Origin of the sequence: Enterobacter sp. 198, assembly GCF_009025585.1 — a bacterium.
Classification (GTDB): Bacteria; Pseudomonadota; Gammaproteobacteria; order Enterobacterales; family Enterobacteriaceae; genus Enterobacter; species Enterobacter ludwigii.
Genome location: NZ_WCIM01000014.1, coordinates 143,188 through 157,399, shown reverse-complemented (window position 1 = coordinate 157,399; position 14,212 = coordinate 143,188). Strand labels below are relative to the sequence as shown.

14 protein-coding genes and 1 tRNA gene are annotated in these 14,212 nt (G+C 53.5%); 11 read left to right on the top strand and 4 right to left on the bottom strand.

The features are described 5' to 3' along the window. The first annotated feature begins 217 nt into the window (after window positions 1-217). Window positions 218-1,021, top strand: coding sequence for a 2,5-didehydrogluconate reductase DkgB (gene dkgB, locus F8561_RS06845; protein ID WP_059306445.1), 804 nt, complete (start codon window positions 218-220; stop codon window positions 1,019-1,021). Between the two features lie 31 nt (window positions 1,022-1,052). Here the strand turns inward: dkgB and yafC are convergent, their stop codons facing one another. Beyond that, window positions 1,053-1,958 (bottom strand): DNA-binding transcriptional regulator YafC, encoded by a 906-nt coding sequence (gene yafC / locus F8561_RS06840; RefSeq protein ID WP_014168734.1) that lies wholly within the window; start codon window positions 1,956-1,958, stop codon window positions 1,053-1,055. A gap of 104 nt (window positions 1,959-2,062) precedes the next feature. Here yafC and F8561_RS06835 point away from each other — a divergent pair, with 104 nt between their 5' ends. The 3 genes from F8561_RS06835 to F8561_RS06825 all read left to right on the top strand — a co-directional run bounded on the left by F8561_RS06835 (window position 2,063) and on the right by F8561_RS06825 (window position 5,023). Next, complete coding sequence (locus F8561_RS06835) at window positions 2,063-3,238, top strand: MFS transporter (protein WP_020882804.1); 1,176 nt, start codon at window positions 2,063-2,065, stop codon at window positions 3,236-3,238. Between the two features lie 136 nt (window positions 3,239-3,374). Continuing rightward, a complete protein-coding gene (locus F8561_RS06830; RefSeq protein ID WP_025205128.1) occupies window positions 3,375-4,175 on the top strand; it encodes an endonuclease/exonuclease/phosphatase family protein in 801 nt (266 codons plus the stop codon). Between the two features lie 74 nt (window positions 4,176-4,249). After that, entirely contained in the window at window positions 4,250-5,023 is a 774-nt protein-coding gene (locus tag F8561_RS06825; protein WP_151887267.1) for a class I SAM-dependent methyltransferase, read from the top strand. A gap of 52 nt (window positions 5,024-5,075) precedes the next feature. On the opposite strand, the gene mltD is transcribed toward F8561_RS06825, so the two are convergent. Both mltD and gloB read right to left on the bottom strand, forming a co-directional pair. After that, window positions 5,076-6,440 (bottom strand): murein transglycosylase D, encoded by a 1,365-nt coding sequence (gene mltD, locus F8561_RS06820; protein WP_014168738.1) that lies wholly within the window; start codon window positions 6,438-6,440, stop codon window positions 5,076-5,078. A 68-nt stretch (window positions 6,441-6,508) separates the two neighbouring features. Then, a complete protein-coding gene (gloB, locus tag F8561_RS06815; protein WP_047744233.1) occupies window positions 6,509-7,267 on the bottom strand; it encodes a hydroxyacylglutathione hydrolase in 759 nt (252 codons plus the stop codon). 32 nt (window positions 7,268-7,299) lie between these two features. On the opposite strand from gloB, the gene F8561_RS06810 reads away from it, so the two are divergent. Continuing rightward, window positions 7,300-8,016, top strand: a complete 717-nt coding sequence (locus tag F8561_RS06810) for a class I SAM-dependent methyltransferase (protein ID WP_020882800.1) — start codon at window positions 7,300-7,302, stop codon at window positions 8,014-8,016. Here the strand turns inward: F8561_RS06810 and rnhA are convergent, their stop codons facing one another. Beyond that, a complete protein-coding gene (gene rnhA / locus F8561_RS06805; RefSeq protein WP_014168741.1) occupies window positions 8,017-8,484 on the bottom strand; it encodes a ribonuclease HI in 468 nt (155 codons plus the stop codon). Between the two features lie 64 nt (window positions 8,485-8,548). Between rnhA and dnaQ the strand changes: the two genes are divergently transcribed. From dnaQ to F8561_RS06775, 6 genes are all read left to right on the top strand, one after another. Then, window positions 8,549-9,280 carry a DNA polymerase III subunit epsilon gene (gene dnaQ / locus F8561_RS06800; protein ID WP_032669568.1) on the top strand — a complete coding sequence of 244 codons (732 nt, stop codon included), beginning with the start codon at window positions 8,549-8,551 and terminating at the stop codon, window positions 9,278-9,280. 132 nt (window positions 9,281-9,412) lie between these two features. After that, a tRNA-Asp gene (locus F8561_RS06795) sits at window positions 9,413-9,489 on the top strand. 386 nt (window positions 9,490-9,875) lie between these two features. Next, on the top strand, window positions 9,876-10,595 hold the full coding sequence (locus F8561_RS06790; protein WP_014168746.1) for a FadR/GntR family transcriptional regulator: 720 nt from the start codon (window positions 9,876-9,878) through the stop codon (window positions 10,593-10,595). Beyond that, window positions 10,592-11,605 (top strand): ABC transporter ATP-binding protein, encoded by a 1,014-nt coding sequence (locus tag F8561_RS06785; protein ID WP_014168747.1) that lies wholly within the window; start codon window positions 10,592-10,594, stop codon window positions 11,603-11,605. Before F8561_RS06790 ends, F8561_RS06785 begins: the two co-directional genes overlap by 4 nt. Further along, window positions 11,602-12,684: an ABC transporter ATP-binding protein gene (locus F8561_RS06780; protein WP_151887266.1), complete on the top strand. Its 1,083-nt coding sequence runs from the start codon at window positions 11,602-11,604 to the stop codon at window positions 12,682-12,684. The genes F8561_RS06785 and F8561_RS06780 overlap by 4 nt, the downstream gene beginning before the upstream one ends. Window positions 12,685-12,686: 2 nt before the next feature. Next, window positions 12,687-14,201 carry an ABC transporter substrate-binding protein gene (locus F8561_RS06775; protein ID WP_192938250.1) on the top strand — a complete coding sequence of 505 codons (1,515 nt, stop codon included), beginning with the start codon at window positions 12,687-12,689 and terminating at the stop codon, window positions 14,199-14,201. Window positions 14,202-14,212: the final 11 nt, after the last annotated feature.

Here is a 14,212-nt window from a genome sequence, read left to right as displayed (position 1 = left end):
GAATACCTGCCTGTCACGCAGGGGGTCGCGGGTTCGAGTCCCGTCCGTTCCGCCACTTATTAAAAGCCCTGAGTTAACGCTCAGGGCTTTTTTCATATCTGTCTTATCATTATTGCCAAATCAGCAAAAATCCTCTGCGTTAAACGCTCTTTTTCTGCATAACGGCAGCAGCGATAATCCTCCTCAGTTAACAATCATTATGAATAACGAGGATTACATGACTATCCCTGCACTGGGTCTGGGCACTTTCCGCCTGAAAGACGACGTTGTTATCGCATCTGTTAAAACTGCACTTGAGCTTGGCTATCGCGCAATTGATACGGCGCAGATTTATGATAACGAAGCTGCCGTTGGTCAGGCTATCGAAGAGAGCGGCGTAGCGCGCAGCGAGCTTTTCATCACGACCAAAATCTGGATTGAAAACCTCAGCAAAGACAAATTGATCCCCAGCCTGAAAGAGAGCCTGGAAAAACTGCGTACCGACTATGTGGATCTGACGTTGATCCACTGGCCATCACCGAACGATGCCGTGTCAGTCGAGGAGTTCATGCAGGCATTGCGTGAAGCGAAAGAGCAGGGCTTAACGCGTGAAATAGGTATTTCTAATTTCACCATCCCGCTGATGGAAAAAGCCATTGCCGCCGTGGGGGCTGAAAACATTGCAACCAATCAGATTGAACTCTCTCCCTACCTGCAAAACCGCAAAGTCGTGGACTGGGCAAAACAGCACGGCATCCACATCACCTCATATATGACCCTGGCCTACGGTAAAGCACTGAAAGATGACGTGATTAATCGTATCGCAGAGAAACATAGCGCAACGGCTGCACAGGTGATTCTGGCATGGGCGATGGGTGAAGGTTACGCCGTGATCCCCTCTTCAACCCGACGTGAAAACCTGGCCAGTAACCTGTTAGCGAGGGATCTCCAGCTGGACGCCGAAGACAAAAAAGCGATCGCTGCCCTGGAATGCAACGATCGTCTGGTCAGCCCTGAAGGTCTGGCACCTGACTGGGATTAATATTGACCCTTTCCTCTGTAACCTGAAACCCTCACACAGCTCCCCCGGGAGCTGTTTTTATATGTTCGCTCAGGAAATCGATAAAGGCGCGTATGCGCGTACTTACCGCTCTGTCACTGTAATAAACTGCACTAAAAGGCATCTCCACAGGCAGACGTTTATCTGCCATCAGCTCTACAAGCTCACCGCGTGCAATTTCTTTATCAATCATATAGTCCGACAAACAGGCGATTCCATTCCCTTCGAGGCAAAGCTGCTTCAGCGTTTCTCCACTGTTGGACGATAACCCACTGGTGATTTCATGCAGTTGACCATCATGACAGGCCACAGGCCAGGTGTTCAGCGATACGGGCTCCGTGAAGCCCAGGCACAGGTGCTGCTTCAGTTCTTCAACCGTCTCTGGTTTGCCATGCTCTGCGATGTATTGCGGTGATGCGACTATCTTGCGGTAGCTGGCAAAAAGAGGGCGGGCCCGCAAGCTCGAGTCGGTCAGGGTGCCGGCCCGGATCGCCACATCCACTTTCCGCTCGATGAGATTGATAAACGTCTCTGAGGAAACTAACGAGAGCGTCATCTCCGGATAGCGTTCGCGGAAAGGCTTGATTAGCGGCATCAGAAAATGAAGAACAACCGGTGTTGCCGCATCAATGCGCAGCAATCCGCGTGGCGTACTACGGGTTTCCATAATCTCTGTTTCTGCCGCCGCCATCTCCTGCAGGACGGACTGCACACGGCGGAAGTAACGCTCGCCTTCCTCCGTCAGGCTCAGCTGACGCGTCGTTCGGTTGAGAAGACTGACGCCGAGCTTCATCTCCAGTTTTTTCACCGAGCGGCTGATGGCTGAATTAGCCTGCCCCAGCTGCTCGGCCGCACGGCTAAAACTGCCGCTTTCGACGACGGCGACAAAAATTGTCAGCTCTTCCGACGTTGCTTTCATTGTTGCACCACCTGCAAAATTCTATTGATATTTTGACCATTTTTGTTATTTAAGCACTGGCGCATACTGCCTGTCATCTTAATCCTGATGATATGGAGTTATTTATGCCACTGGCGCTACTTGCCCTGACGATCAGTGCCTTTGCAATTGGCACGACCGAATTTGTTATCGTAGGACTGGTGCCTACGATAGCTAACCAGCTTTCAATCTCGCTGCCTTCTGCCGGCCTGTTGGTTTCTATCTATGCGCTCGGGGTTGCCATCGGCGCCCCTGTCCTGACCGCGTTGACGGGACGTTTCCCGCGTAAGCCGCTGTTGGTTGCGCTGATGGTGCTATTCACCGCTGGCAATATTCTGGCCTGGCAGGCGCCGGACTACACCACGCTGGTGATTGCCCGGCTGCTGACCGGTCTCGCTCACGGTGTGTTCTTCTCCATTGGTTCAACTATTGCAACCAGCCTGGTTCCAAAAGAGAAAGCAGCATCCGCCATCGCGATTATGTTCGGTGGTCTGACCGTCGCCCTTGTCACTGGTGTACCGTTAGGAACGTTTATCGGACAGCACTTTGGCTGGCGCGAAACCTTCCTTGCCGTCTCTTTACTGGGGGTGATTGCCCTGGTTGCCAGCCTGCTATTGGTACCGTCGACGATTGCAGGACGTGCGAGTGCCAGCCTGAGCGATCAGCTCAAGGTACTCACGCATCCGCGTTTGCTGATCATCTACGCCGTCACAGCGCTCGGCTATGGAGGGGTATTCACGGCTTTCACCTTCCTGGCTCCGATGATGCAGGACCTGGCAGGCTTCTCACCCAGTGCAGTGAGCTGGATTTTGCTGGGGTATGGTATCTCCGTCGCCATCGGTAATATCTGGGGAGGGAAGCTTGCGGACAAACATGGTGCAGTGCCGGCCCTGAAGTTTATCTTCGCAGCACTGGTTGTTCTGCTGATGATTTTCCAGTTCACGGCATCGATGCAATACGCCGCACTGATAACGGTACTGGTGATGGGGATCTTCGCCTTTGGTAACGTGCCAGGCCTGCAGGTTTACGTGGTACAAAAAGCCGAACTTTATACACCCAACGCGGTAGATGTCGCATCGGGCCTGAATATTGCCGCGTTCAATATTGGGATTGCGCTGGGTTCTATCATTGGTGGGCAAACCGTTGAACATTTCGGATTAACCCAAACGCCATGGATTGGTGCGGTGATTGTTCTGGTCGCTTTCCTGCTGATTAGCCTGAGTGGGCGCCTTGATAAACCCGCTCGTGTAGTGCTGGGATAACATCAGTAAGTGCTTGCTTACAAAACTGGAAAGCGGTTTATCTGAAATTGCGTTGAAAGTGTAACCTAAAGTCCCTATAACATTAGAACCAGTCCGTTTTCCGGGCTGGTTCATGTTACAGAGGCCGTTTCCAAAAGTGCGAAAAAATACCTATGCCATGCGTTATGTTGCCGGAATGCCCGCGGAGAGGATCTTGCCTCCGGGGTCGTTTGCGAGCATAAGTCAGGCATTACCTGCCGGGACACCCTTAAGCAGCGATGAAAAAATCCGGGTGCTGGTGTGGAACATCTTTAAACAACAACGCGCTGAGTGGTTATCGGTACTCAAGAATTTTGGGAAAGACGCCCATCTGGTGCTGTTGCAGGAGGCGCAAACCACCCCCGAGCTGGTAAGGTTTGCTACGACTCACTACCTTGCTGCTGACCAGGTTCCCGCGTTTGTCTTGCCGCAACATCCTTCTGGCGTGATGACTCTCTCTTCGGCTCATCCGGTCTATTGCTGCCCGCTGCGCGAGCGCGAGCCGATTCTGCGTCTGGCGAAATCGGCGCTGGTAACGGTCTACCCGCTGCCGGACACGCGCATGCTGATGGTTGTGAATATCCACGCGGTCAACTTCAGCCTGGGCGTGGATGTGTATAGTAAGCAGTTACTTCCGATCGGTGACCAGATCGCCCATCACAGCGGGCCCATCATTATGGCCGGGGATTTTAATGCCTGGAGCCGTCCGCGCATGAATGCGCTGTATCGCTTTGCACGCGAAATGTCGCTGCGTGAAGTTCGTTTTAGCGATGACCAGCGCAAGAAAGCGTTTGGCCGTCCTCTCGATTTTGTCTTCTATCGTGGTCTGAACGTTCACGACGCCTCTGTTCTGGTGACGCGTGCCTCCGATCACAATCCTCTACTCGTTGAATTCAGTCCCGGCAAACCTGATAAATAATGGTATGTCAGGTCTGCCGTGGGGCAGGCCATTCGGGTGCTGCCCTTTATTTTTAACAACAAAAGGACAGTACGATGACAACAACACACTCCCATCATGACAACGTAGAAAAACAGTTTGGCTCCCAGGCAAATGCTTATCTGAGCAGTGCCGTGCACGCGTCTGGCCGTGATCTGGTCCGTCTCGGTGAACGCCTGACGGCAGTGCCGCACGCGCACGTCCTGGACTTAGGCTGTGGTGCCGGGCATGCCAGCTTCACGGCAGCACAGCAGGTGGCGCGGGTCACGGCCTATGATTTATCCAGTCAGATGCTGGAGGTGGTTGCAGAGGCCGCACAAGCCAAAGGGCTGAACAACATCGCAACGCGCCAGGGCTATGCCGAATCCTTACCCTTTGAAGATGCCTCGTTTGAAGTTGTTATCAGCCGTTATTCTGCCCATCACTGGCATGACGTCGGCCAGGCATTACGTGAAGTTAAACGCGTCCTGAAGCCGGGCGGGGTCTTTATCATTATGGATGTGATGTCGCCGGGACATCCGGTGCGTAATATCTGGCTGCAAACGGTTGAAGCGCTGCGCGACACCTCGCATGTGCAAAACTACTCCAGCGGGGAGTGGTTAGCGCTGATTACTGAAGCGGGGCTGATCACACGTGCATTGATAACGGACCGCTTGCCGCTGGAGTTCAGCTCGTGGATTGCCCGTATGCGCACGCCGGAAGCGTTAAGCCAGGCCATTCGGTTGTATCAGGATAGTGCGTCAGCGGAAGTGAAGGCGTACTTTGAATTGCAGGATGATGGATCATTTACCAGCGATACCATCATGGCTGAAGCGCAAAAAGCAGCGTAAAGAAAAAAGGCACCGAGGGGAATCGGTGCCTTTTTATCGTTAGGTCGTGTCATCAGGAGTCTGGCGTGGCGCTGTTTTTCACAAACAACGTTAGCTGGTCGCCTGGTTTCAGATTGTCAGTATCATTGTTCCAGCGCATCACATCCTTGATATTTACGCCGTGTCGTTTTGCGATACTGGACAGTGAATCACCTTTACGCACACGATAGGTAATGCTATCGCTGTTGCTGGCGAGACGCTGTGCACTGTTACCTGCACCCACCGTCAGAGTCTGACCCACTTTCAGGCCTGAGCTGCGCAGATTATTCCACTGCTGCAGATCGTTTGCCGTCACGCCAAGACGTGAGGCAATGCCCGAAAGCGTATCACCTGACCGAACCTTATAGCTGCGGCTGTTCACGGATGATGCATCCGCGATCAGTGTTGACTGAACAGCGGCAATTTCACCCGATGCTAAAGACTCACGTAACTGCTCAGCATGTTTCTGCGGAACCATTACATACTGCGGACCACTGGCCCCCAGCGTTGAGCCTTTAACGCCTGCATTAAAGGTTTTCAGTTTACTTACCGACATACCCGTCATATCAGCAACCTGTTGAATATCAACCGGATTGCTGAGGCGAACGCGCGCCAGTGCACGACTTTCGTCTGGTGTTGGCAGTTGTACACCGTAACGCTTGCTGTTCTTGAGAATATCGCTCAATGCCAGCATTTTCGGTACGTAAATCTTCGTTTCCTGTGGCAGTGAGAGCGACCAAAAATCGGTGGATTTACCCCGTGCTTTATTCGCTTTCATTGCCTTCAGTACACGACCTTCGCCACTGTTATACGCTGCGACCGTTAACAGCCAGTCGCCGTCGAACATCTTATTAAGACGTTCCATCATGTCGAGAGCGGCTGTCGTTGAAGCGACAACATCACGACGCGCATCATAGTTGCGGGTCTGTTTCAAACCATAGTTTCGCCCGGTGCTCGGAATGATCTGCCAAATGCCTGCGGCATTGGCGCCAGACGTCGCGTGTGGGTCAAAAGCGCTCTCCACTATGGGTAGGAGTACCAGCTCCATCGGCATGTTACGTTTCTTAACTTGCCCGGCTATCCAGTACATATACGGCTCTGCCCGTAAAGTTACATCGTGGAGATAGCTCTTATTTCTTAAATACTTTTGCTTCTGTTCGCGAATCCGGTTGTTTTCCGGAATTCCCATCTTTAGCTCGTCGCCAATAGAGGTCCACAAGTCTTCATCCTGTGCGAAAGACGTCCCATCGTCCATCCATCGCGCTGAACTTGTAAACTTCCCTGCTTCCCCTTGACCAGCTGCAGAAAGGCTCTGTGCGTGCTGTTGTACGTTGCTGCCGTTCTGCGACTGGCAACCTACAAGCAGGACAGAGGCGAGTAATATCGCTTTTGCCTTCATGTGTGTGTCAATAGTTGCTTAAAAGACGAGCGATGATAACGGCGAAATTTTGAAAAGGCAACCCGCAATTATCTGAAGTTATCTTTCTTTGACCTTAACCATGCAAATCGTTGTTCTGGTTGTGACAAATTTGTTTCTTTGTTAATTTCATCAATTAAATCAATATCATCTGTTCGTAAAAATAAATTAGTTTTACGCTCATTTTTCAGAATTACGGGGAGTGTTTTTTGGTTTTTTGCACGTAACTCCTTCACTTTGTGATAATAATCTTGAATCGCCCGATCCTCTGGCAAGATGCTCGCCGCAAACTTCATATTTCCTAATGTATACTCATGTGCGCAACAAATAAGGGTATCGTCAGGTAATGCGCTAATCTTCTGTAATGACTGGTACATCTGGGCTGGGGTGCCCTCAAAAAGTCTTCCACAGCCGCCGGAGAACAGCGTGTCGCCGCAAAAAAGATAAGGTTTGCTGTAGAAACAAAGATGTCCCAAAGTGTGACCTGGTGTAGCAAATACAGAAAACTCCCACTCGCGTATGAGGATATTTTCACCTTCTTCGACTACCTGCGTTGTTCCCTTATCTTGTGTCTCTGCCGGTCCGTAAACCACCAGATGCGGGAATTGGGCACGAAGGTCAGCAACGCCGCCGGTGTGATCGTTATGATGATGGGTCAGAAGGATGGCCTCTGGTTGCCAGCCGTTCTCTTTTATCGCGTCTGATACAGGAGCCGATTCTCCAGGATCGACAATGACGCACCGACGCTCGTCATCGACTAAAACCCAGATGTAATTGTCCTGAAAGGCGGGAATACTGATAAGATTCATAAATTACCTCTTATAGCGTGGTGGGTGTGTTGATGAAACCGGCAAGGATACCTCAGATTGTCCCGGCACCTGAACGTTGGGCCGAATTGCCCTGGGGTGAATACTATCGCGAGAACCTGGAACAGCAGCTTAAACCCTGGCTCGCGAAAATGTATGGTTTTCACTTGCTTAAGATTGGCAATCTCAGCGCGGAAATCAATACCGAAAGCTGCGCTATCTCACATCAGGTTAATGTCTCTCTTGGCGCATCACCGGTTCAGGTGAAAGCGGATCCTTTGCATCTGCCGTTTGCGGAAAAGTCCGTTGATGCCTGCCTGCTGGCACACACATTGCCCTGGTGCAGCGATCCTCATCGCCTGCTGCGCGAGGCCGACCGCGTCCTGATTGATGATGGCTGGCTGATACTCAGCGGGTTCAATCCGCTGAGTCTGATGGGGCTGCGCAAGCTGGTTCCGGTGCTTCGCCGGACACCGCCGTATAACAGCAGGATGTTCACGATGATGCGCCAGCTTGACTGGCTTTCACTGCTGAACTTTGAGGTGCTCTGCTCGGGCGGTTTTCAGGTACTTCCCTGGGCGCGGCAGGGGGGCGTTGTTCTGAGCACCCATCTGCCGGCATTAGGCTGCATGCAGTTTATTGTCGCGCGTAAGCGAACCATCCCCCTTACGCTTAATCCGATGAAGCAGAGTAAATCAAAATCGCCCATTCGCCAGACCGTGGGCGCCACGCGGCAGTACAGAAAACCCTGATCAGGATTCGGGCTGATAGCCTGTGTCTTCATGGGCGGGGTTTGATGCCGCTGCCCGTGCCAGTTCGTCACAACGTTCGTTTTCGGGGTGGCCTGCGTGACCTTTAACCCATTCCCATTTAATCTCGTGCTGGCCCAGCGCAGCATCAAGACGTTTCCAGAGATCGACGTTTTTGACCGGCTTTTTATCTGCCGTTTTCCAGCCGCGTTTTTTCCAGTTGTGGATCCACTGGGTGATCCCCTGGCGTACGTACTGACTGTCAGTGCTCAACACCACATCGCAGTGTTCTTTTAGCGCTTCCAGCGCCACAATGGCGGCCATCAACTCCATGCGGTTGTTGGTGGTCAGAAAATAGCCTTCGCTAAAAGTTTTTTCATGCTCGCGATAGCGCATAATCGCGCCATAACCGCCAGGCCCTGGGTTGCCGAGGCAAGATCCATCGGTGAAAATTTCTACCTGTTTACGCATCTCTGGTAGACTTCCTGTATTTGAAACGTTCAGTTAAACGATAAGTCTGACATAAATGACCGCTATGAGCACTGCAATTACTCGCCAGATTGTCCTCGATACCGAAACCACCGGTATGAACCAGATCGGCGCGCACTACGAAGGGCACAAGATCATCGAGATCGGTGCCGTTGAAGTGGTAAACCGTCGTCTTACGGGGAACAACTTCCATGTCTACCTCAAACCCGACCGGCTGGTGGACCCAGAAGCGTTCGGCGTGCACGGTATCGCCGATGAGTTCTTGCTGGATAAACCGACCTTTGCGGAAGTGGCAGACGAATTTCTGGAATATATCAAAGGCGCCGAGCTTATCATTCACAACGCGTCGTTCGATATCGGCTTTATGGACTATGAGTTCAGTAAGCTCCATCGTGATATTCCGAAAACGAACACGTTCTGTAAGGTGACCGATAGCCTGGCGCTGGCAAGGAAAATGTTTCCTGGCAAGCGTAACAGCCTGGATGCGCTCTGTTCTCGCTATGAAATAGATAACACCAAGCGAACGCTGCACGGCGCATTGCTCGATGCCCAGATCCTGGCGGATGTCTACCTGGCGATGACCGGTGGTCAGACGTCCATGAAATTCAGCATGGAAAATGAATCGCAGCAGACGCAGGGTGAAGCGGGGATTCAACGTGTTGTTCGCCAGGCCAGTCGTTTGCGGGTGGTTTTAGCCAATGATGACGAGTTACTTAACCATGAATCCCGTCTTGATTTAGTGCAGAAGAAAGGCGGAAGCTGCATGTGGCGGGCCTGAAAAAGGGCCGGAATGCCTGTAAAATCATCGTTTGGGTGAATTTTGCAGCAAACGATTCAAAACGTGAGAAAAAGCGTTGACGAGTCCGGAGGCAAACCGTAATATGCGCCTCGTTCCCCCAGCGGGAACAGTGGAGCGGTAGTTCAGTCGGTTAGAATACCTGCCTGTCACGCAGGGGGTCGCGGGTTCGAGTCCCGTCCGTTCCGCCACTATTCAGAAGGCCTGAATCAGAAATGATTCAGGCCTTCGTCGTTTCTGCGTCTGCAAATCTTCTTTATCCGCCCCCCTGTCTTTATTAACAAAAAGTTAATATCTGTGGTGCAATTAATTAACATTTGATCAATGATAGTGCACAATTTGCACCGTATTTGTGCATTTTGCCACCGATTGTCTTTTTGGCAGCGGAGCAGATGTGTAATTTTGTAAAAAATAATTCACAGAAAATCATTCGCTTATCTCAATCCCTTCAGAAAGTTCATGAACCAATGCTTTATTGGTTCGTTTATTGCTTAATCATTAGCACGGTAAGTAGCACGTCATATCAATAACTTATCGTTAATAAAAATAAAGTAATGATGATAGCGAGCGAACCAATATGGAAAAACCGTCACGGTTTCTGGCCAATTCCAGCACCGCGCTTGAGCAGCTGCGCGGACTGATCAACCAGCATGAGTCAACACCAGGCACTCCGCTGCCCACGGAACGTGAGCTGTCGGAGACTCTCGGCGTAGGACGACGTGAAGTACGTCGTGCGCTGGATGTGCTGGAAGAGGAGGGGCGGATCTGGCGTAAACAGGGCAAAGGGACCTTTATAGGCCCGTCAGCACCTGTTGAACCTCTGGCCCTTCAGGGATTGGTTCAGCAAACCAACCTTCTGGAAGTCATGGAAGCTCGTCTTCAGCTCGAACCCGGCTTAGCCCGGCTTGCGGCACTGCGTGCCACCAGGGAAAACCTCGCGCTTATGCAGCGCATGCTGGAACGCATTGATAAGGTCAGCCCGGACGACCGCGATCTCAACGAACTCTGGGATAGCGCATTTCACCGCGCCATTGCCGAGGCTGCCGGTAATCGCCTGATGCTTGGCCTGTTTGATGCCATTGATGCCGTCAGACGTGAACCGGGCTGGCAGCATTTGCGCGAATTAGCCCGTACACCCGAGCGGGTTGATCACTATAACGACCACCATCAAAAAATCATGTCTGCGATTATCCATCGCCAGCCTAATGAAGCAGCGGCCGCCATGCGCGAACACCTGCTTAGCCTGCAGTCAGCCCTGATTCAGGCTATTCACCTTGAGGACGACTTCACGCTATGACGACGATCCCGTTTAAGGACCCCACGCCTGTACTGCGGCTGCAAAATCTTAACGTAACGTTCGCCGGCTCTCCGGTGAGCGTGCTTGATGGTATTTCACTGACGGTCAACGCGGGAGAAACGCTGGCGCTGGTGGGGGAATCCGGCTGCGGGAAAAGTATCACCTCATTAGCGCTGATGGGCTTACTGCCCGCCAGCGCACAGATCGTCAGCGGCGAGATGCAGTTCCGTCGTCACGACTTACGAAAGCTTTCACCGCGGGAATATGCCGATCTTCGCGGCAGCGAACTGGCAATGATTTTCCAGGAGCCAATGACCTCGCTCAACCCTGCCTTCACGCTGGGAGACCAGCTCAGTGAAGCGGTGATGCGCCATCAGAAACTTTCTCGTGCAGAGGCGATGAAGGTTGCGTTGCAGATTCTGGAGAAGGTGCAGATTCCGGCAGCAGAAATGCGCCTGAAAGCGTATCCGCACCAGCTTTCCGGGGGGATGCGTCAGCGCGTGATGATTGCGATGGCGCTGATTAACCATCCACGTTTGCTGATTGCCGACGAGCCGACAACCGCGCTGGATGTGACCATTCAGGCGCAGATCCTCGCGCTGCTTAATACCCTCAAAGAAGAGACCGGTACGGCGGTGTTAATGATCACCCACGATCTGGGCGTGGTGGCGGAAGTCGCGCAGCAGGTGGCGGTAATGTATGCCGGACAGGTGGTAGAGCAGGGGAGCGTGGAGGCCATTTTTGCCGACCCGCAACACCCGTACACCATAGGACTGATGGGCTCGATTCCGTCCCTCGGCGCGCGTAAAGGTGCGCTTTCCACTATTCCCGGAGCCGTTCCGCTGCCGGAATCCATGCCCAAAGGGTGCCGGTTCGCTACCCGCTGCCCCTTCGCGCAAACGCGGTGTCATGACGAAAAGCCGTCGCTGACGGCGATGGGGACCGACCATCAGGTGGCCTGCTTCCGCGTGCCGCTGGAACAACATATTGCGCTGGGAGAAATTGCATGACGACGCCCATTCTTGAAGCCCGGGACCTGAGCAAGCTTTTTCCCGGCCCTAAAAAACTGTTTACCCCAGCACGTTTTGTCACCGCGGTCGATCGCGTCTCCCTCTCCGTCATGCCTGGTGAAACGCTGGCGATTGTGGGTGAGTCCGGATCCGGAAAATCGACGCTGGGCCGTCTTCTTCTGCGGCTGCTGGCGGCCAGCGAAGGACGCGTATTTTATCAGGGTGAAGAGATCACTCACGCCTCGGGAGCACGTCTGAACCAGCTGCGGCGGGAGCTGCAGATCATCTTTCAGGATCCTTTCGCATCGTTAAACCCGCGCATGACGGTCGAGCAGATCGTCGGTGAGCCGCTGTGGCTACACCAGTCGATGAAGAAAGCCGACAGGCAATATCGGGTGGCGGAGCTGCTTAAAACCGTAGGGCTGCCAGCGGCCTGGGCACAACGTTATCCGCACGAATTTTCCGGAGGGCAGCGTCAGCGAATTGGTATTGCGCGTGCGCTGGCCTCCGGTCCAAAGCTGTTGCTCGGGGACGAGCCGGTCTCCGCGCTGGATGTCTCGGTTCAGGCGCAGGTGGTCAACCTGCTGGAAAGCCTGAAGCACCAGCTGGGTCTGACAATGGTGATTGTTGCCCATGGCCTGGCGGTTATCCGCCATATGAGTGACCGCGTGGCGGTGATGTATCTCGGTCAAATTGTTGAGCTTGCGACAGTCGACGAAATCTTTGATGCCCCGCTACACCCTTATACGCAGGCGTTAATCGCCTCCGCCCCCCAGATGCAGCCAGGCGCGCCGCGTGTGGCACCTCTGCTGCAGGGGGATTTACCGAACCCGGCCAGCCCACCGTCAGGCTGCCGTTTCCATACCCGTTGTCCGTATGCCACGGATGAATGTCGCCAGGTCGAGCCGATCAATCAGGTGCTGGCCGGGGGACGCCAGATTGCCTGCCATCGCTGGCAGGAGATTAACCGCGATCGCAGTGTTATCCAGATAGCACCGCCATCCGCAGCCTTTCTGCGCCGCCGCGCGCTGTTTGAACACGCGGCCACTCACTCCTCCCTTCCTTCAAGGAACTCATGATAATGACAATGCGTAATTCTCTTTTGACCGTACTGGGAAGTGTTATGTTGCTTGGCGCGGCGCTGCCCGCCCATTCTGAAAGCGTACTGCGAATTGGTCTGGGGGCGGATCCGGACATGCTCGATCCGCATCTTGCGCGCACCTATTATGGCCGTTTCGTCTTTGCGTCTCTGTGCGACCGGCTGGTGGACGTGGATGAGCATCTGAAAGTGGTTCCCGGGCTGGCGAAATCGTGGGCCTGGAGTGACGACGGCAAAACGCTGACCATGGATCTGCGTGAAGGTGTGACCTTCCATGACGGTGAAAAATTTGACGCCGCCGCGGCAAAATACAACCTCGACCGCGCGCTGACGTTAAAAGGTTCGCTGCGTAAAAGTGAAATCTCGTCCGTTGAGTCCGTTGAGGTGACAGGCCCGATGCAGATTGTCCTGCATCTGAAAACACCTGATGCCGCACTGCTGATGCAGCTTACCGATCGCGCCGGGGCGATGATGGCACCCGACGCCGCGAAAAAGCCTGACTTTGCCGCACATCCTGTCTGCTCTGGCCCCTATAAGTTCGACAGCCGCGTCTCGCAGGACCGTATCGTTCTGACGCGTTTTGACAACTACTGGAACAAAGGCGCTTACCACTTCGATAAAATTATTTATCTGCCGATCCCGGATGCCTCCGTACGTCTGGCTAACCTGCGTGCAGGGGATCTCGATCTGACCGAAGGCATTGCCGCAAGCGACGTTAAAACCGTAGAAGCCGACAGCAAACTGGCGCTGGCGAAGGTGACCGGTCTGGGTTATCAGGGCATTACCTTCAATATCAATAACGGCAAGGTCCCGGCGAACGATCCGTTTAAGGATGCCCGCGTGCGTGAGGCATTTTCACAGGCAATCGATCGCGATGCGTTAAATCAGGTGGTCTTCGAGGGGCTGTACACCCCGGCAAACCAGGCGTTTTCTACCGTAAGTCCGTATCACGTTAACCTGCCGGTGCCACCACGCGATGTCGACAAAGCCAAAGCGCTGTTGAAAGCGGCAGGCGTCACTACGCCGCTGAACGTCAATCTGCTGGTGCCCAACAACCCAACTTCACAGCAGGTCGGTCAGGTTCTGCAGGCGATGGTCGCAGAGGCTGGCTTTAACCTGAACCTGCAAATGACCGAGTTCGCCACGCTGCTCGACCGCCAGCAAAGTGGTGATTATCAGCTGAGCTTCTCTGGCTGGTCGGGTCGTCCGGATCCGGATGGCAGCATCTACGGCTTCATTAACAGCAAAGGCACCCTTAACGACGGTCGTTACAGTAACGCGCAGGTGGATGAATGGCTGACGCAGGCGCGCCTGAGCAACGACAAAGCCGTCCGTCAGCCGCTGTACGACAAGGTGGTGAAACAGCTGCAGACGGATATGCCCATCGCCTACCTCTATTTTGAACCGCGTATTTTTGGTCTGAACAAGAGCGTGCAGGGCTTTAAACCGTATCCGGACGGCATTGTGCGTCTGGCTGGCCTGACGCTGGCGAAATAACTGGCCTGAGG

Bases quoted from the DNA above. Each gene is read 5' to 3' on its own strand.
- dkgB (WP_059306445.1), top strand. From the start codon at position 218: ATGACTATCCCTGCACTGGGTCTGGGCACTTTCCGCCTGAAAGACGAC.
- yafC (WP_014168734.1), bottom strand. From the start codon at position 1,958: ATGAAAGCAACGTCGGAAGAGCTGACAATTTTTGTCGCCGTCGTCGAA.
- F8561_RS06835 (WP_020882804.1), top strand. From the start codon at position 2,063: ATGCCACTGGCGCTACTTGCCCTGACGATCAGTGCCTTTGCAATTGGC.
- F8561_RS06825 (WP_151887267.1), top strand. From the start codon at position 4,250: ATGACAACAACACACTCCCATCATGACAACGTAGAAAAACAGTTTGGC.
- mltD (WP_014168738.1), bottom strand. From the start codon at position 6,440: ATGAAGGCAAAAGCGATATTACTCGCCTCTGTCCTGCTTGTAGGTTGC.
- gloB (WP_047744233.1), bottom strand. From the start codon at position 7,267: ATGAATCTTATCAGTATTCCCGCCTTTCAGGACAATTACATCTGGGTT.
- F8561_RS06810 (WP_020882800.1), top strand. From the start codon at position 7,300: ATGAAACCGGCAAGGATACCTCAGATTGTCCCGGCACCTGAACGTTGG.
- rnhA (WP_014168741.1), bottom strand. From the start codon at position 8,484: ATGCGTAAACAGGTAGAAATTTTCACCGATGGATCTTGCCTCGGCAAC.
- dnaQ (WP_032669568.1), top strand. From the start codon at position 8,549: ATGAGCACTGCAATTACTCGCCAGATTGTCCTCGATACCGAAACCACC.
- F8561_RS06790 (WP_014168746.1), top strand. From the start codon at position 9,876: ATGGAAAAACCGTCACGGTTTCTGGCCAATTCCAGCACCGCGCTTGAG.
- F8561_RS06785 (WP_014168747.1), top strand. From the start codon at position 10,592: ATGACGACGATCCCGTTTAAGGACCCCACGCCTGTACTGCGGCTGCAA.
- F8561_RS06780 (WP_151887266.1), top strand. From the start codon at position 11,602: ATGACGACGCCCATTCTTGAAGCCCGGGACCTGAGCAAGCTTTTTCCC.
- F8561_RS06775 (WP_192938250.1), top strand. From the start codon at position 12,687: ATGACAATGCGTAATTCTCTTTTGACCGTACTGGGAAGTGTTATGTTG.